General features: G+C 61.5%; 12 protein-coding genes, 1 tRNA gene and 4 pseudogenes. 8 read left to right on the top strand and 9 right to left on the bottom strand.

Annotated features, from left to right (window positions below; translation table 11 throughout):
- Nucleotides 1-147: 147 nt before the first annotated feature.
- Nucleotides 148-424, top strand: a pseudogene (locus DIR46_RS18760) (transposase); the annotation flags it as partial.
- A 246-nt stretch (nucleotides 425-670) separates the two neighbouring features.
- Here the strand turns inward: DIR46_RS18760 and DIR46_RS18755 are convergent.
- Nucleotides 671-805 (bottom strand): annotated as a pseudogene (locus DIR46_RS18755) (IS110 family transposase); the annotation flags it as partial.
- Between the two features lie 74 nt (nucleotides 806-879).
- Here DIR46_RS18755 and DIR46_RS18750 point away from each other — a divergent pair.
- From DIR46_RS18750 to DIR46_RS18720, 7 genes and pseudogenes are all read left to right on the top strand, one after another.
- Nucleotides 880-1,707 (top strand): annotated as a pseudogene (locus DIR46_RS18750) (IS3 family transposase); the annotation flags it as partial.
- Between the two features lie 455 nt (nucleotides 1,708-2,162).
- A complete protein-coding gene (locus DIR46_RS18745; RefSeq protein WP_109346592.1) occupies nucleotides 2,163-3,635 on the top strand; it encodes an AAA family ATPase in 1,473 nt (490 codons plus the stop codon).
- 14 nt (nucleotides 3,636-3,649) lie between these two features.
- Entirely contained in the window at nucleotides 3,650-4,318 is a 669-nt protein-coding gene (locus DIR46_RS18740; RefSeq protein ID WP_162819571.1) for an HNH endonuclease, read from the top strand.
- Nucleotides 4,319-4,787: 469 nt separating this feature from the next.
- On the top strand, nucleotides 4,788-5,429 hold the full coding sequence (locus DIR46_RS18735) for a hypothetical protein (protein ID WP_229446309.1): 642 nt from the start codon (nucleotides 4,788-4,790) through the stop codon (nucleotides 5,427-5,429).
- A 55-nt stretch (nucleotides 5,430-5,484) separates the two neighbouring features.
- Nucleotides 5,485-5,560, top strand: a tRNA-Lys gene (locus tag DIR46_RS18730).
- A gap of 61 nt (nucleotides 5,561-5,621) precedes the next feature.
- A pseudogene (locus DIR46_RS18725) lies at nucleotides 5,622-6,235 on the top strand (IMPACT family protein).
- A gap of 138 nt (nucleotides 6,236-6,373) precedes the next feature.
- Nucleotides 6,374-7,552 carry an MFS transporter gene (locus tag DIR46_RS18720; protein WP_109346590.1) on the top strand — a complete coding sequence of 393 codons (1,179 nt, stop codon included), beginning with the start codon at nucleotides 6,374-6,376 and terminating at the stop codon, nucleotides 7,550-7,552.
- A 56-nt stretch (nucleotides 7,553-7,608) separates the two neighbouring features.
- Here the strand turns inward: DIR46_RS18720 and DIR46_RS18715 are convergent, their stop codons facing one another.
- The 8 genes from DIR46_RS18715 to DIR46_RS18680 all read right to left on the bottom strand — a co-directional run bounded on the left by DIR46_RS18715 (nucleotide 7,609) and on the right by DIR46_RS18680 (nucleotide 17,094).
- Nucleotides 7,609-8,538, bottom strand: a complete 930-nt coding sequence (locus DIR46_RS18715; protein WP_109346589.1) for a choice-of-anchor A family protein — start codon at nucleotides 8,536-8,538, stop codon at nucleotides 7,609-7,611.
- A 99-nt stretch (nucleotides 8,539-8,637) separates the two neighbouring features.
- Nucleotides 8,638-9,477, bottom strand: coding sequence for an HDOD domain-containing protein (locus tag DIR46_RS18710; protein ID WP_229446308.1), 840 nt, complete (start codon nucleotides 9,475-9,477; stop codon nucleotides 8,638-8,640).
- 127 nt (nucleotides 9,478-9,604) lie between these two features.
- The gene (locus tag DIR46_RS26980; protein WP_205289002.1) at nucleotides 9,605-10,552 is read right to left on the bottom strand and encodes a BON domain-containing protein; all 948 of its coding nucleotides are present in this window, start codon (nucleotides 10,550-10,552) and stop codon (nucleotides 9,605-9,607) included.
- 224 nt (nucleotides 10,553-10,776) lie between these two features.
- Nucleotides 10,777-11,181: a cell envelope biogenesis protein TolA gene (locus DIR46_RS18700; RefSeq protein WP_109346587.1), complete on the bottom strand. Its 405-nt coding sequence runs from the start codon at nucleotides 11,179-11,181 to the stop codon at nucleotides 10,777-10,779.
- Between the two features lie 135 nt (nucleotides 11,182-11,316).
- The gene (locus DIR46_RS18695) at nucleotides 11,317-12,027 is read right to left on the bottom strand and encodes a hypothetical protein (RefSeq protein ID WP_109346586.1); all 711 of its coding nucleotides are present in this window, start codon (nucleotides 12,025-12,027) and stop codon (nucleotides 11,317-11,319) included.
- Between the two features lie 126 nt (nucleotides 12,028-12,153).
- Nucleotides 12,154-13,776: a methyl-accepting chemotaxis protein gene (locus DIR46_RS18690; protein WP_109346585.1), complete on the bottom strand. Its 1,623-nt coding sequence runs from the start codon at nucleotides 13,774-13,776 to the stop codon at nucleotides 12,154-12,156.
- Nucleotides 13,777-13,894: 118 nt separating this feature from the next.
- Nucleotides 13,895-15,619, bottom strand: coding sequence for a DUF8614 domain-containing protein (locus tag DIR46_RS18685; protein ID WP_109346584.1), 1,725 nt, complete (start codon nucleotides 15,617-15,619; stop codon nucleotides 13,895-13,897).
- 32 nt (nucleotides 15,620-15,651) lie between these two features.
- Nucleotides 15,652-17,094 carry an efflux transporter outer membrane subunit gene (locus DIR46_RS18680; RefSeq protein WP_109346583.1) on the bottom strand — a complete coding sequence of 481 codons (1,443 nt, stop codon included), beginning with the start codon at nucleotides 17,092-17,094 and terminating at the stop codon, nucleotides 15,652-15,654.
- Between the last annotated feature and the right edge of the window lie 6 nt (nucleotides 17,095-17,100).

Below are 17,100 nucleotides of genomic sequence, written 5' to 3'. Positions count from 1 at the left end.
GAAACCAACTATTGTCCGCCCCCGACTCAGCTGCTATGGGCGCCGTCTGGGCCGATGCAGCTTGAACCGTTTGTTGAGGGGTAATCCCCCCACAAAAAGAGCGCGATCAAAAGTAGAATTTTCTACTTGGGACACAGAAAGCTCTACATGAAGACGTCCCGTTTTACCGACAGCCAGATCATTGCCATGCTCAAGCAGGCCGAAGCCGGCAGCCCCAGTACCGGAGCTGTGCCGCGAGCACGGCATCAGCAACGCCACGTTCTACAAGTGGCGCTCCAAGTTCGGCGGCATGGACGCCTCGCTGATGGCACGCATGAAGGAGCTGGAGGAGGAAAACCGGCAGCTCAAGAAGATGTACGTCGAAGAGCGCCTGAGGGCTGAGATCGTCGGGGAGGCGCTCACAAAAAATCTATGGTCACCCTCCTTTTTGCAACCCTGATTTTTGTATGCAGTAGTGGCTTGCTCAAATCTATCCGGCGTCATTTTGAAGACTTGCTCCGCGCCATGATGAGAATTCGCGCCTGTCGGTCCTAAAAAGTGGTTCGGCTTTGCAAAGCCGTTTTTTTGTTCAGGGTATCCGTCAGGCCGGTGTGCCGTTCACGTCATCCAATTTCAGCAGTCGCAAAACCAGGTAGGTGTTGATAAGCAAACTCAAGAGGTCAAGTTTGTGGAACTTGGCGAAGAACTCGATCAACTGCTTACGGTTGAATTTCATGCGCAGCAGGGCTTTACCGTGCCGATCCTGGCCGTGCACATGGAAGCTGTGTTTGCCGAGATCTATGCCGATGAGCGTAACGTCTTGCATGATGACCTCCGTTCAGAAAGGACGAAACCCTCTAAGCATAGTAACTTTTAGGGTGGAGGGTGACCATCTCATTAATGGTAGCGCCATCTCAGCGGCGGGAGATGGCGCAGTGGGCCGTGGCGCAGCGGTCAGCCACGATTAACCTGGCTTGCCGAGCGTTTGGCATCAGCCAGACCTGATAGCGCTACAAGGCGAAGCTGGACGAGGAGAACAACGTCATCGCCGACTGGCTGGTGCGGCTGACGAACAACCAGCGCAACTGGGGCTTCGGGCTGTGCTCCCTGTACCTGCGCAACGTCAAGGGATTCAAGTGGAACCATAAGAGGGTCTACAGGATCTACCGCGAACTCGAGCTAAACCTACGGATCAAGCCGCGCCATCGTCTGGTGCGCGAGAAGCCACTGCCATTGGCCGTGCCGACCGCATTCAACCAAAGCTGGTCGATGGACTTCATGCATGACCAGCTTGCCGACGGCCGCAGCATCCGCCTATTCAACGTCATCGATGACTTCAATCGTGAAGGCTTGGGAATCGAGGTCGACTTCTCGTTGCCATTCGAACGCGTTATCAGATCATTGGACCGGATCATCGAAAGGCGCGGCAAACCGGAGGCGATCCGCTGCGACAACGGCCCCGAATATATCAGCGCCATGACGTTGGCTTGGGCCGCCAGGCACGGCATCCGCATCGATTTCATCCAGCCAGGCCAGCCTCAGCAAAACGCCTACGTCGAGCGATACAACAGGACCGTGCGCTACGATTGGCTGGCGCACAACCTCTTTGAAACGCTCGACCAAATCCAGGAATTTGCCACCCGCTGGCTGTGGACCTACAATCACGACCGGCCCAATATGGCGCTCGGCGGCATCACACCAAAACAGAAACTTGCACTTGCCGCTTAACCTTTACTTTTAGCGCGCTCTAAAAATGGGGGGATTACCCCTTCGCTCGACAGGTTGGATGACTTGGCGAGCTACTTGAAGGTTTCGCTCTCTTCTTTTGGGGACAGCGCGAAATCCTAAGCCTTTGGTGAGCTATTCGGAGAGGCCGTCAAGGACCTCCCCCTTCGTGAGAAGGAGTTCGTCTACGGCTTTGCCGTGCAGTATGCGCAGCACTGGCGCGCTGGTAAGAAGAAGTAACGCCTGCCTCCTCCGTCGTTATCTTAGAATCAATTAGTTAATATATGCACGAAGCTTTAGCTGATTCGACGCACATAGTATTTCGTGTCGGTTGTTTAACTTGGAGGTAGGCTGAAGTGATATCCTTCCTGAGTACCGATTTTCTCTACATGTGATTTCAAAAAAAAATATCCCGGGACAATTTCTAACAAATTACTGCAACGTATTTCCTCATTCTCATGCATTTACATAGTCTGACTTTAAAAAATATTCGCCAGTTCAAGCAACGCACTTTTGTATTTCGACCTGGTTTCAACCTGCTTGTAGGTGAGAATGGAGCCGGTAAGACAACGATCCTTCGTAGCTTGCTTGCAGCATTGGGGAGCGCACAGCAAATGGGAAGGCGTCCTAGATTAGAGGACAGTGACATTCGATTGCGCACTCGTTATGCCGAAATCAAGGCAGTAATTCGCCACAAAAATAACAGACTTGAGGATTTTCAATTCCAAAAAGAGCTTTGGGAACCGGCTAAACGCTCAGCTCCCAGAGCAAAACTACCTCTAATTTTGCTCTATTCTTCAAACGAAGCGATCTGTTCGGCCCTGAAGGTGAAGTCTTCTAAGCACTCGCGAAACTTCGATAGAAATCCGTCTCGCCGTAATGAAGAATTTCTTTATGCTTCAGAGAGATATGCCTTCCAAGAGCCTGTTCCAGAAAACGAGCGGCGTTTCGGAAATAGCGGATGGGTGAGAGATTTTGTTGGAAAAATGATGTCTAATTTCTCAGCTGACATGAGCCAATTCTATTGGAGATTCGAGCCCTATGATTGTTCCCTAGTGCCGGAAAAAGATATATCAGAGAATTTTCCATTAGATACCGAACTACAAAATCTGGCTCGCGCTTTTGCGATGCGCTGGTTTGAGGAAGAGTCGGAACATCGAAAATTGCCATATGTCTGGCCCGATCAAGAAAAAATCGTACTTGCGCCGGATTTTTATAGTAAAAAGCGAAGCTCTAGAGATTTACCAAACCTCCGCGACATTTGGAGAGGTATGAAAATTTCCGCGCCGGAACGAAAATTTCTAGAATCGTGTTCGTTGGAGGTAAAGCTTACACCGCGAATCATGATTCAGCGCAAAATCGGCACGCTCAGCCTCAATCAACTTTCCGATGGCGAACAGAGGCTGTTTTCACTATTTGTCGATATCGCGAGACAACTCTCGATCAATGACCCTAACAGTGGCTTTGGCGAAGGCGAGGCAATTATTCTTATCGATGAAGTCGACGTACACCTCCATCCGAAATGGCAACGCCGCATAGTACCTGCATTGGAGGACTTGTTCCCTAACTGCCAATTCATCGCCACTACTCACTCTCCGTTTGTAATTCAAGCGACACGTCGCCAGCAAATCACACCTATAGACCCTAATTCAACAGCACACTTAAGTGGCGGCAATAGCATTGAAGATATAGCTGAGGAAATTCAAGGTGTTCCGGTGCCTCAACGGAGCGTTCGAGCTGAAAACTTAAATACAGCAGCGAACCGATATTTTATGCTTCTTGAGAAACAGTCAACTGGCAAGCAACGGGTCTCCCGCGCCGCGTTGCGTACCGCCGAACAGTCTTATCGAGAGGCAAGCGAACCATTTACCTCAGATCCTGCGATACATGCATTTCTTAAACTTATGACAGTAAAGGGTAGAGATCAATGAGGCCGGTTACCCGGGTGGCAGCACCGAATACTTATGCGAAGTACCAAGAAGCAATTGGCGATCTGGAAGACTGCTTTGGCTACTACTGCAGTTACTGTGAACGTCGCTTCCCTGCTCTTTTAGCTGTGGAACATGTATCTCCGAAGAGCTTAGATCCTCTGCGTGAGACTGACTGGACGAACTTTCTTCTTGGCTGCGTCAATTGCAACTCAGCCAAAGGTAATAAACCAACAAACGACCAAGATTTTATTTGGCCAGATAAAGATAATACTTTAATGGCCATCGAATATAGGGCTGGTGGGATAGTAGCCACTTCCCCGACGCTAGCTCCTAGAATCAAGAGAAAGGCAACCTCCCTAATAAACCTCGTAGGACTAGATCGCCACCCTGGTCAACCTAAGAATAAGCGGCCTAAAGACCGCGATAAGCGTTACTTGGAACGTGAAGAAAAATGGAAGCTGGCTCAAATAATGCGCGCTACTCTCGCGCGCAACGATAATATAGATTTTAGAGAAACACTCGTTCATCTGGCCAAAGAATCGGGTTTTTTCAGTATCTGGATCGATGCCTTCCACGACGATCCAGACATGCGCCGTCGATTAGTAGAAGCTCATGTAGGAACCGCGAAAGACTGTTTCAAAGGTGACTGGTCTCTGGCAGCGAGACCCGGGGGGAAAATCTAGCGGCTGCGAATCTGGTGCTGGACGACTTACGTGTAACAATAGGACTCCGGTCGATCGACGGTCCCGCTCTCTTATCTGGTCCACTTCTGGTCCCATTCAGGCAGCACAAGCGCCAACGGATATGACGTATAATGAAGGAACTGAGGGGTAATGATCAAATCTCTCTGTAAATCCTAACGGACTTTTAATCCGTTGGTCGCGTGTTCGAGCCACGCACGGCCTACCACGAATTACCAGGAAGCCCACGCATTTCGGTGCGTGGGCTTTTTGCATTCCGGTCCCTCCCTGCGTTCCTGGAGGGCGGCCTGCCCTAGCCGAACCTAGCATCGGTTTGCTGGAGCAGGTACGCCCCTCCCCCGGACCACGGCATGCAATAGCCGGACAGTGGCCACGCGACAGCGTCATGCGAACATCCCCCCGCGCGCAATTAATGTTAAAGTATTTACAACTCTTTGAATACTGTCCCATCGTGAAAGCCATCTCCAAATTCTTCGAACTCGGCTACATCCTGATCGTCGCCATGTTCTTCTCCTGCGGCATCGGCCTGATCGTCCTGGCGGGCGTCGAAATCTGGAGCGCCCTGAACCCTGCCTCCGACACCTCGGCACGCGACCGCTTCGACCTGATCCTCGAATGCATCGGCATGCTGACCATCTCGGTCGCCGCGCTGGGACTGGGGCAAACCGTGCTGGAAGAAGAAATCCAGCGCGAAGCCAACATCAGCTCGCCAACCCGCGTGCGGCGCTTCCTGTCGCGCTTCCTGATCGTGGTCGTGGTGTCGCTGTCGGTCGAATGCCTGATCGGCGTGTTCCAGTACGTCCATGGCAGTCCGCAATATCTGCCGCATGCGGCGGCGATCGGCCTGGCCGCCGCCGCCCTGCTCGCCACCTGGGGACTGTTCGTCCGCCTGAACACCAGCGCCGAGGAACTCGAACCGCACGCCATGCACGATGTGCAGGCCGAAGACAAGGAAATCGAAGGCGAGGACGTCAAGGAAGACGGCAAGCGCCATGCGGCCGACACCGGCCAGGATTATCACGGCGACATCGAGACGCCGAACAAGGCGCCGACGCGGGAACCGACGCCGACTTCTCCGCGAGAATCGAAATGATGATTCAAAGCACTTGGCAAGGCCGGCCAAGTACCGCTATAATCTCGTCTTCTTCGGGTCGTTAGCTCAGTTGGTAGAGCAGCGGACTTTTAATCCGTTGGTCGCGTGTTCGAGCCACGCACGGCCTACCAGAGATTCAGACAACAACGCCAGCCTTCGGGTTGGCGTTGTTGTTTTCACTTTCCGAACGCCATGCCCCAGACGATCGCCAGCGCCGTTCAGCACGAACTGGTCATCAAGAAAAGCCGCTTCATCGCCTGCGTGCAGCCGATGCCGGACCGCGCCGGGGCGGTCAAGATCGTGGCCGAGCTGCGTGCCCGGCATCCGGGCGCGGCCCATGTGTGCTGGGCCCTGCTGGCCGGCGGCCAGTCCGCCGCGATCGATGACGGCGAACCCAGCGGCACCGCGGGCCGCCCCATGCTCGACGTCTTGCGCCATCAGGACCTGGAAGGCGTGCTGGCCACCGTGGTGCGCTACTTCGGCGGCGTCAAGCTCGGCGCGGGCGGACTGGTGCGCGCCTACACCGACAGCGTGGCCCAGGCCCTGTTGACGGCGACCAAGGTCCCGATCATCAAGCTGCGCCAGTTGCGCTGCACCGCCCCTACGCGTTGGAAGGCATGCTGCGGCGCGAGCTCGACGGCGCCGGCGCCAGCCTCGATGCGGTCGAGCACGGCGACGACGTGCGCTTCACCTTCAGCCTGCCGGCAGACGCCGCCGATGCGCTGCGCGCCCGCCTCGACGATGCCGGCCACGGCCGCATCGACTGGCCGTCCGACGCCGGGGACGAGGACGGGGCCCAGGCCTGAAGCCATTCCGGCGCCCTATACCCGTCATCACGACACGAAAGCGGACGCATCCGCCTACTGCCGGTATAGTGCCAGACCCGGCCGCGCATACGCTTCGGCCGGCTTTCCTCTTTCCACCCCGAACAACAACATTCCCCCGTGATCAAGAAAAGCCTACTACCACTCGCCCTTGGCGGCTTCGGCATCGGCATGACCGAATTCGTCATGATGGGCATCCTGCCCGATATCGCCAGCGGCCTGCACATCACCATCCCGCAAGCGGGCTACCTGATCACCGCCTACGCGCTGGGCGTCGTGGTCGGCGCGCCGACCCTGGTCAGCCTGGTGGCGGGCCGCCCGCCGCGCAGCGTGCTGGTCTGGTTCATGCTGATGTTTGCCATCTTCAATGCGATGTCGGCCTTCGCGCCGAACTTCGAGATCATGATGGTGTCGCGCTTCCTGGCCGGCCTGCCGCATGGCGCCTTCTTCGGGGTCGGCGCCGTCGTGGCCAGCCGCCTGGCCGACGAGGGCCGTACCGCCGCCGCCGTCGCCACGATGTTCACCGGCCTGACCCTGGCCAATGTGCTGGGCGTGCCGCTCGGCACCTGGATCGGCCACGTCATCGACTGGCGCCTGGTGTTCCTGATCGTGGCCGTGATCGGCGTGCTGACCATGCTGAGCCTGCGCCAGTGGGTGCCGCACATCGAACCGGTCAAGCGCACCGGCATCATGCAAGACCTGCGCATCTTCCGCCACCTCGACCTGTGGCTGGCGCTGGGCATCGTCTCGATCGGCACCGGCGGCTTCTTCGCCTGGTTCAGCTATATCGCGCCATTGCTCACCGATGTCACGCGCTTCGATTCGACCACGATCCCCCTGATCATGACCGCGGTCGGCGTCGGCATGACGGTCGGCGTGCAGTTCGGCGGCCGCCTGGCCGACCGCGTGCACCCGCTGCCCGCCCTGCTGATCCTGATGATGTCGATGACCGCTCTGCTGCTGTGCAATGGTTTCCTGGCGGAGTCGAAGCTGGCGATGGTCGTGCTGGCCTTCCTGACCGGCGCCAATGCGCTGGCGATCGGGCCGCCGATCCAGCTGTTGCTGATGGAGCACTCGCGCGAAGCCGAGATGCTCGGCTCTTCGCTGGGCCAGTCCGGTTTCAATATCGGCAATGCGCTGGGCGCCTTCCTTGGCGGCGTGCCGCTGACGCTGGGTTATGCCTACACGGCGCCGCAGTGGGTGGCGGCGGCCCTGGCGCTGTGCGGCGTGGGATTGACGGCGCTCATGCTGGCGCGACACCGCACGCAGACGCGCATGCTGGCGGCCGGCTGCACCTGATTGGAAAATGAAAAACGGCGGCTCCCGGCCGCCGTTTGTCCTTCATGAAAACCGCTTCAGGTGCGACGGCGCCGCAGTGCGATTCCGCCAAGCAGCCCCGCCATCATCAGCATCAGGGTGCCCGGCTCGGGCACCTCTGCCGGCGGCTCGACCGGCGGATCGTTCTTGACCAGTTCGAAGCCCGGGACGTCGACCGGCTTCCAGTAGTTTTCGGCATCCACCTGGACGCTTGAATTCCAGGCATCGGCGATCACCTGGCCCTTGACGACGCCATTGCCGGGAACGACCGTCGCATACGGCGCCAGCACGCTGCCGAGGATGCCTTTTACGTCGACCGTCTCGGCCTCGTAGAAATTAAACAGCACGTTGTAGCCGCTCAGCGGCTGCATGCCGCCATTGAAACCGCCGTGCTTGCCACTGATATTGAAGATCAGCGTCTGGTTCGCGGTCAGGCCGGAGAGCACCCAGTTATTCCCGCCACTCAAGAAATCGGCAGAGACATTGAATATGTCCACGCCGCCCTTGCCGCTGCCGATGAGCTTGTTGGCACTGTACTCGCGCTCGACCCGGCCCGTAGCGTCGACCAGGCTCAGTCCGGCGGCGATATCCTTGAATTGCTTTGTTGCCGAGGAAAAGTCCACTGGATTGACCGCCGAACGCGGCGGGGTGGCGGCGCTCTGCATGGTCACGGTACCGCCGGCATACACCGGACCGTTGTGGATGCTACCGCTCGTCAGCGAGATATCGCCGCCTGCGACGATCGAATAACCGGCATAGGCCGCCTGGTTCTTGAGATTGACTGCGTAATTCTGGATCGTGACGTTACCACCAGAAACGATCGACCCTTCGACGTCGCTCGAGATCGCCTTGAAGTCGCGCGCCGTATAGACGTTCGCGCCGCCCATGATCGCTCCCAGATCGATGACGCCTGCCTGGGCAACCGTGCTGGCCAATGCCACACCTAACAATACCGCAAGCTTGATCATGAAAATTCCACTTGGAAATTAATAATGATCAATATTATCATTTCCGCACCGTTGTTTGGTTGCAGGAAAGATACGTCTCTCGGTAAATCTATCGAATGATCACACCAGCGCGATGTCGCCCATCGCCTTCGCGGTCTCGGCCGCTTCATCCAGGATCTCTTGCAGCGTGAATTCGTCGAACACGAAATCGAGCGCGCTCTCGCCATGTTCCGGCAAGTTGGCGCGGCGGCTGTCGAGGGGCGACGCCACCGGCGCATACTGGTTCGCAAGCAGCAAGGTATCGAGCAAGGTACCCGGCGGCATATTCATCCAGCCGCCGCGCATGTCGGCGATCGCTTCCGACACCGCCGGCGGAATCGACAGTTTCTTCATCACCTCGGCACTGACCACGTCTTCGCACAGGGCGCCCCAGTTTTCGGGATCGTCGTCCAGCAGGCCGGGAAATTCGTCGGCCCGCGCCAGCAGGTAGAAGGCGCCGACCTCGTGCACGATGCCGGCGAACAGGGCGGTATCGGGATTGACGCCGGTGACGCGGCGCGCCAGCGAATGGGCAATCGAGGCGACGTGGGTCGTGTGCGCCCACAATTGCTCTGCCTTGGCGCGCAGGCCGGGATCGTTGATGCGGTTGCCGAATTGCCGCACGACCAGGCTGGCCACCAGGGCCTGCAGGCGCCGGTAGCCGATGCGCGCCACGGCGGCACGGACATTGGTCACCGGCGTCGCGCTGCTGCCGCCGAAGGCGGGCGTGTTGGCGATGGCGACCGTACGCGCCGCCAATTGCGGTTCGGCCAGCACCAGGCGGATCGCCTCGTCGATATGACAATCCGGGTCGTCGAGGGCGAGCTGCAGGCGCAGCACGGCATTGACGCTGGTGGGGAAAGTGATCTCACCGCGAACGGCCTGCGCCGCGATGTATCCGAATGCTTCAAGTTTATTCACGTCGGCAATTATAGCCCCGGCCGGATGCCGGACCGGGGGCCACGGCGGCCCCATCCCCGCCGGCTACCTAAACTGTGGCGCGTCATCCACACCGCATATGCATGAGCCGGATGCAATCAGGCCAGCATTACTTGACCTTGATTGCGCTCTTGACGTTGGTCACGCCATCCACACCCTTGGCCACTTGCATGGCTTTATCGGCTTCGGCCTTCGATTCGACGAAGCCGCTCAGCATCACCACCCCGCCTTCGGTGTCGACGTTGATTTCCATGCCCTTCAGGACGGGATCGGTCACCAGGCCGGCCTTGACCTTGGCGGTGATGGTGCCGTCCGAGGCCACGCGGGCGGTCTTCGCGCCGGCGCGCTCGGTGGCGTTTTCCACCTTGTGGGCGGCATTCGACGCCATTTCCCTGGTGCGGTCGAAGGCGGCCGCGGTCTTTTCCTTCATGGTGGCGACCGCTTCCCGGGTGTTGGCGGAGACGGCCGCGCCGGTGGTGGCGGCCACGTTGGTGGCGGTGGTGACGTTGCCGCGCCGGTCGACCACGCAGGCGGTGCGCGCATCGCCGGTCATCTGTTCGCACTTCTGGACGGCGGCGGCCGTCGCCGGATCCTTCGAGTCGATGCTGCTCACCAGCTCGCCACTGCTGCTGTGGCCGACGGCGCGGTCGATATTGCGGTCGTCCAGGCGGGCCAGCGCGGCATCGCGGATCGAGCCGGCGGTGGCCTTGCAGCGGTCCTTGTCGCCGGCCGCGGTGGCGTCGCACTGGGTGTCGGCCAGCGCATGCTCGGCGCGGATCACCTTGGCGCGCGCGTCGCGCAGATTGCCGCCAGTCGTATCGTATCTGGTATAGGCATCGAGTTCGGCGCGCGCCTGGACCAGCTTCGCCTCGTCTTCGCACACTTCCTCGGCATTGCCCTTCATGGCGTCGCACTTGGTCTTGGCAGTGCGGTAGTCGGCGGCGGCCTTGTCCATCGCGGCGCGATGGGCGTCCTTGTCGACGGGGGCGGCGCTGGCTGGAGCAATGGCGACGGCCGACACGGCGGTCGCGATCAGGGTGGCGATGAGGGTTTTCATGGTCGGATTCCCTTGCATGCGTTGTTAGGATGGCATCCATTAAACGCCCCGCTCCGTTCAACATCTGTGCGACAACGTACCTTGCCCGGACAAACCGGATTGCGATACCTGTCTCCAAATATTCACGCCGTAAACGCAAGAACGTCGTACCGCCTTCGCGGAAACGACGTTCGGATGCAGTCACACGCGTTACCGCGCGCGCGCGGCAACGCGATCAGCGACGATTACTTGGCCTTGTTGGCATCGCGCGCAGCGTCGCGAGTGGCCTTGGCCTGGTCTTCGCATTTGTCTTCGGCATCACCTTTCAACGCATCGCATTTTTCGTCGGCCAGCTCGTACTCTGCATCGATGACTTTGTCGCGTGCCTTGCGCACGTTGTTGCCGGTATTGTCATGCTTCATGGTTGCATCGAGCTCGGCTTTCGCGCGAGCCAGCTTGGCCTCATCTTCGCAGATGTCTTCGGCATTGCCGCTCATGGCGTCGCACTTGTCCTTGGCAACACGGTAGTCGGCCTTGGCCTTGTCCATTGCCGTCTTGTGGGCATCCTTGTTGGTCTGTGCCGCGGCAGGAGCGATGCCGATGGCGGCGACGGCGGCGGTGGCGATCAGCGTGGCGATGAACGATTTCATGTCGAGTCCCTCTATTGAGTTATTGGTGTACTCATTAGACGCCTGTACTGACGAGCACTCTGTGCGTCATCGAACACTTATAAAAAAATCAATTAACCTTATGCGGACGATAGCATCGTCGGCGCCCAGCCGCCATCAGTGGCTCAGCAGTAACCCCGCGCGCCATATTGCATCGGCGGCCTCGAACGGCGACAGGCGGCTGTCGAAGTGGCGGCCGTTGCCGGCCAGCCTGACCCAGGCGCGCGTGTCGTGGCCGCTGCCCGGCACCGCGACACCGGCGCGCACCCCGCGCAACCAGTCGTGCACGCGCGCGTATTCTCCCGGATGGGTGCGCTGGATCCAGGCCAGCGCCACCAGGTCGGCGAAACCTTCCTCGCGCCGGGTGTCGCGCATCGCCTTCGCGGCCGCCAGCAGTGCGGGATCGTGCGAGGTCTGGTCGCCCGTTTCGACGAAGCCCGCCGGCAGCAGATGCCATTCTCCCTGGGCATAGCGCCAGCAATGCGCCAGCTCGTGCGCGGCCATGGCTTCGATCAGCAGCGCCTGCTCGTCGGCAGGGACGTCGGCCAGCACCTTCTCGGCCTCGGGATTGCCGCGCATCGACAGCACCAGCTTGCAGCGGCCCTTGTCGAAGCCCATCGCCAGCGGCACCGCGCCGGCCGGCGCCCGCGGCTGGACGACGATGTCGACCGGCAGGGAGATCGATGTCGAGTACTCCAGCACGGGGGCGGCGGCGCGCAGCCAGCGCGATTCCTGGGACGTGAGTTGCGCCGTGAGCTGGGATGCGTGGGAGGGAAGCGAAGCGGATGCGGCAAGGACGGCGGCCGCATACAGGAGAGTCGTGTACATGGTGCTACTCCGGGGATGAGCGAAATTCCTATTGGAAATTCTAGCCCCGAACTGCTCACTGCTCTCAGGAAAATATTTCTGTATGTTCAAAAAGGCAAGGGCCGCAATGAGCGGCCCTTTTCGCGATCAGGCGGTCAACGCCGGCCGCGTCCGCCCAGCCGGCAAGGCCTGCGCGGCGGCGCCGTCGAGACGGAAAATGCTCACCAGCTGCGCCAGGCGCTCCGCCTCATCTTCCAGCGAAACCGCGGCCTGGCTGGCCTGCTGCACCAGTTCCGCGTTCTGGCGCGTGGCGTCGTCGATCTGGCCGATCGCACCGTTGACCTGCTCGATGCCGGCATTCTGTTCCGCGGACGCATGGCTGATCTCGGCCATGATGTCGGTCACGCGCTTGACGCCGGTAACGATCTCGTCCATCGTCGCGCCGGCCTGGTCCACCAGGCGCGCGCCGGCATCGACCCGCTCGACCGAGCTGCCGATCAGGACCTTGATCTCCTTGGCCGCCGCCGCCGAACGCTGCGCCAGGTTGCGCACCTCGGTCGCCACCACGGCGAAGCCGCGGCCCTGCTCGCCGGCGCGGGCCGCTTCCACCGCTGCATTGAGCGCCAGGATATTGGTCTGGAACGCGATGCCATCGATCACGCCGATGATGTCCACGATCTTCTTCGACGATTCATTGATCGCCGCCATCGTGCCCACCACCTCGGCCACGACCTTGCCGCCGCGCTGCGCCACTTCGGAGGCCGATTCTGCCAGCATGTTCGCCTGGCGCGCATTGTCGGCATTCTGGCGCACGGTGCCGGTCAGTTGCTCGACCGAGGCGGCGGTCGCCTGCAGGGTGCCGTTCTGGCGCTCGGTGCGGCTGGCCAGGTCGCGGTTGCCGTCCGCGATCTCGGTCGACACGGCGCCGATCGCCAGGGTGCCGTTGCGCACTTGTGCCACGATGCGCACCAGGCTGTCGCGCATGCCCTGCATCGCGAACAGCAGGCTGCCGCGGTCGCCAGGGCGGGTGACGATCTCCACGCCCAGGTCGCCGCTGGCGATGGCGCTGGCGATCGAGGCCGCATAGTCCGGCTGGCCGCCGAGCTGGCGCAGCAGGCCGCGGCTGATGTACCAGGCCGCCGCCGAGCCGGCCGCGATCGCGCCCGCGCACAGCAGCGCCATCCACCCGAAGAAGCCGTTGGCCATGCGGCGCGCCTCGGCGGCCGCCTCGTTGCTCAGCTTTTCCTCGAGGTCGATCAGGCGGTTGATGCTGGCCAGCCAGGCAGTGAAGGCCGGCGCCGCCTCTTGCGCCAGCAGCGCGTTCGCCTCGAGGAGCTGGCCGGCCGCGTGCAACGCCACCACGCGCGCGATCAGCGGCTTGGTGCGGCTTTCCTGGGCCTTGATCGCGGCCAGCGCTTCCTTTTCTTCCGGCAGGATGTCCTTGCGCTCATTGAACAGCGCGTCCAGCGGGCCGGCCGAGCGCGCATAGTTGTCGTCCAGCGTGCCGATCAGGGCGATCGGCGCGCTGGCGCCGGCCGCGTCCGCCGCCAGCGCCACGTCGCGCAAGGCGATCGCGCGGTCATGCACGCTGCCGCGGAAATTGATGGCGTGGCGTTGCTTGACTCTGTTGACTTCGTTGATATGGTTGAGAACGCTCTCGATCCGGCCCACGCGGTTCACGGCCAGCGCGACGAGTGCGATCATCAACAGGAAAACGGCGCCGTAGCCGATTGCCAGGCGGGCGCCGATGGTCAGGTTCTTGGTCTTCATGTTGGCTACAAAATCGGTGAATTAATCAAAAACAAACAAGTGTTTCCGTTTGACAATCATCCGACTATAGCATGGCAATCTAAACCTTGCTTACAGGCATCTTACTATCGTGCGTGACCTACTTCAGCAGGCTCTCTGCCGTCACGAACGCCGGCCGGATATCGTTCGGCACCGTCTTCAGCTTGTCGAGCGCCCTGCGCACCTCGGGACGGATCACCACGTATTGGTCCATCATCGCCTTGGCGCGCGCATGGTCGCCGGTGGCCTCGATGGTCAGGAATTCGCGGTCCAGGTCGATCACGGCCCCCTTGATCTTCTTGAAGTCGACCGAGAAGGTGCCGTCGTCGTGGGCGACGAAGCCGCCCTTGTCGAGCAGGTAGTTGACCTGGATCGCCATGCCGCGCGCGTGCGAAGAGCTCAGGCCGAAGTGCAGGGTGCGAAAGCTCGAGGCCAGGAAGGTGTTGTACAGCTTGCGCTCGGCCGCCGCGCCCTGCCCCAGCGTGTCCTTCAGCAGCCCCTTGTCCATCATGTACTGCAGCGCCCACAGGCCGGTGATGTCGGCCTTGGCTTCCTCGATGGTCGAATAGGTTTCCTTCAGGTCCTGGCGCGGGGTCGAGTCCCTGCCGTCCTTCTTCGTGTGGTGCGGTCCCAGGCCGTGCATGATCTCGTGCGCCAGGATGTGGGTGAAGAAGGAATCGAAGTCCAGGTCCTTCTGGTCCGCTGGCTTGAGCACGTGCTTGCTGATCGGGGTGAGCGTCGACGCGAACTTCGCCTGCTGCACGTTCTTGAGCATCACGCGCTTGGAGCCGCGCTCGCGGATCACGCGCTCGTCGTTCGGCAGGTTGTAGGCCGCGGTCTGCACGCCCATATTGCCGTCGCCGGCGCCATAGACCTCGTTGACCACCACCATCGGCGCGATGGCGCCGACCTTCGGGTTGCGGTACTGCTTGTCCAGCGGGAGGTTGTCTTCGAGTTCCTGCAGATGCTTGCCGAAGAAGTCCAGCTTCGCCGTTTCCTTCGGATCGCGGATGCTCACATAGGCTTCGAAGGCGGCCTTGTAGCCAAACAGCTCGTCGTTATAGGTTTCGTAGGGCCCGATGGTCACGTCGACCGGCGAGTCGAGGTCCATCCAGGCGAAGTCCGAGGCCAGGTAGTCGTTGGACAGAAAGGCGTCGGCGCGCAGGCTCAAAAATTTCTTGAGCGAGGCGTTGTCGGTGGATGCCGCCGCGTCGCGCAGCAGCTTCGCCAGCTTTTCCAGTTCGGGGCGGTACTCGTCCGAATATTTCACGGTGCGCAGCTTGCCGTCCGGGCCGGTGCGGATGACGGTGAAGAACCACTGCGCCTCTTTCTTCTGCTCCGGCGCCAGGCCGTTCATCCAGTTCTCGAGCGACGCCTTGGCAGCGCCTTCCGGATAGAAGTTGGCGCCCTCGGGCTTCTTCGCCGGAATCCTGATGCCCGCATACTCGGCCGGCATGAACGAGGCATTGTTGTCGAGGTTCGACCACGGGCCCTTGTTGAGCCAGAAGGCGTCCAGGCGCGCGCGGCCGAGCGGCGTGGTGTCGTTCTTGAGCGCATTCCACAGCGCCTCGTTGTGGGCCCAGCGCTGGCGCAGCTGCAGCGTGTCGATGATCCTGGCCGCTTCGATCAGCAGGGCGATGGCGGCGCGGTCGCCTTTCGACAAGTGCGGCACATCGGCGCGCAGCTCGACCGGCGCGAAGCGTTTCGACATGGCTTGCAGCTGGTCGGCGCTGGCGGCCGTCGGCGCCGTTTGCGCGTACGCAGCCGGGGCAACAGCGGCGCCGATCGCGGCGCACAGCACGAGTGGTGCGAGGATGGTTTTCATGGTCTCTCGGGTCGTGGATGACAACCGCACCATTATCGCACCGTCGCCAGCGCCTCCCCCTGCTCCCAACCGCCGCCGAGCGCGCGCGCCACCGCCACCGTCGCCAGCAGGCGCTGGGTGCGGATCTGGGCCGCGGCGCGGTCCGCCGCCAGCGTGCTGCGCTGGGCGTCGGTCACGTCGAGATAGGTCGACACGCCGCGCTCGTAGCGCGCCTGCGCCACCAGCAGCGCGCGCGCCGCGGCCTGTTGCGACCGGGCCTGCACATCGCCCTGTTGCTGGCGCTGCTGCAGGTCCGACAGCGCGTCTTCCACCTCGCGCAGCGCCGTCAACAACTTCGTCCGATGGTTGGCCAGCGCCTCGTCATAGCGTGCCTGGGCCAGCGCCAGGTTGGCGCGATTGCGTCCGCCATCGAAGATCGGCAGCGACAGCGCCAGCGGGCCGGCCGAGAACTGGCGCGCGTCGCCGTTCGTCAGGTCGTTCAGGCTTTGCGAGGCGTAGCCGAAATTCCCGGTCAGCGACAGCGCCGGATAGAAGGCGCCTTCGGCCACGCCGATCTGCGCATTGGCCGCCTTCAGTTGCGCCACGCTGGCCGCCAGGTCGGGCCGCTGGCCCACCAGACTGGCCGGCAGGCCGACGGGAATCGCGGGCGGCTGCGGCAGTTGCGCGGCCGTGGTATCCATCTGCGCCGCCAGCAAGGGCGCACTGGGCGTGCTGCCCACCAGCGTGGCCAGCGCATGTTCCACCAGGTTGCGCTGGCGCTGCACCTCGTGCAGGTCGGCTTCGGCGTTGGCGCGCTCGATGCGCGCGCGCGACACGTCCAGTTCGTTCGACAGGCCGGCATTGAAGCGGGCCTCCACCAGTTCCTGCGACTCGCGGCGCGTGGCCAGGGCGCCCTCCAGGATCGCCCGCTCGGCGTCCAACCCACGCAGCTGCCAGTACGACGAGGCGACCTGGCTCGACAGCAGCAGGATCACGCCGTCGCGGTCATCCTGCGCCGCCAGCGCCTGCGCATCGCTGGCCTCGACGACGCGGCGCACGCGGCCCCACAGGTCGAGCTCATACGACAGCGAGGCGCCGACGCTGTAGTTATTGCCCTCGATCGAGCGGCCGCCCAGGGCCAGGCCCTGCGAGGTTTCGGCCGAGGTGCGGGCATTCGACACACCGGCGCCGACCGAGACGCCCGGCAGCTGGCCGGCGCGCACCACGCCGAGTTGCGCCTGCGCCTGCAGCAGGCGCTGGGCCGCTGCCTGCACGCCCGGATTATCGCGCAGCGCGCGTGCCTCGAGGCTGTCGAGGGTGGCGTCATGGAATACGGTCCACCAGGCGGCCGGCAGGCGCGCGCTGTCGCTGCCCGCGTCGAGATGGCGGAACGCCGTTTGCGCAGGCGCGTCGGGCGCCTTGAAATCCGGGCCGAGCGTGGTGCAGCCGGCGAGCAGTGCGCCGATCGCGATGACGGTGGCGAGAGGTTTGAACATGGTTGG

Origin of the sequence: Massilia oculi (assembly GCF_003143515.1) — a bacterium.
In the GTDB taxonomy this organism is placed as follows: domain Bacteria; phylum Pseudomonadota; class Gammaproteobacteria; order Burkholderiales; family Burkholderiaceae_D; genus Telluria; species Telluria oculi.
Note: the sequence above shows the minus strand (reverse complement) of the source record. Positions and strands in the feature narration are given on the sequence as shown.

Coding starts and splice junctions, on each gene's coding strand:
- DIR46_RS18745 (WP_109346592.1), top strand. CDS start 2,163: ATGCATTTACATAGTCTGACTTTAAAAAATATTCGCCAGTTCAAGCAA.
- DIR46_RS18715 (WP_109346589.1), bottom strand. CDS start 8,538: ATGATCAAGCTTGCGGTATTGTTAGGTGTGGCATTGGCCAGCACGGTT.
- DIR46_RS26980 (WP_205289002.1), bottom strand. CDS start 10,552: ATGAAAACCCTCATCGCCACCCTGATCGCGACCGCCGTGTCGGCCGTC.
- DIR46_RS18700 (WP_109346587.1), bottom strand. CDS start 11,181: ATGAAATCGTTCATCGCCACGCTGATCGCCACCGCCGCCGTCGCCGCC.
- DIR46_RS18695 (WP_109346586.1), bottom strand. CDS start 12,027: ATGTACACGACTCTCCTGTATGCGGCCGCCGTCCTTGCCGCATCCGCT.
- DIR46_RS18690 (WP_109346585.1), bottom strand. CDS start 13,776: ATGAAGACCAAGAACCTGACCATCGGCGCCCGCCTGGCAATCGGCTAC.
- DIR46_RS18685 (WP_109346584.1), bottom strand. CDS start 15,619: ATGAAAACCATCCTCGCACCACTCGTGCTGTGCGCCGCGATCGGCGCC.
- DIR46_RS18680 (WP_109346583.1), bottom strand. CDS start 17,094: ATGTTCAAACCTCTCGCCACCGTCATCGCGATCGGCGCACTGCTCGCC.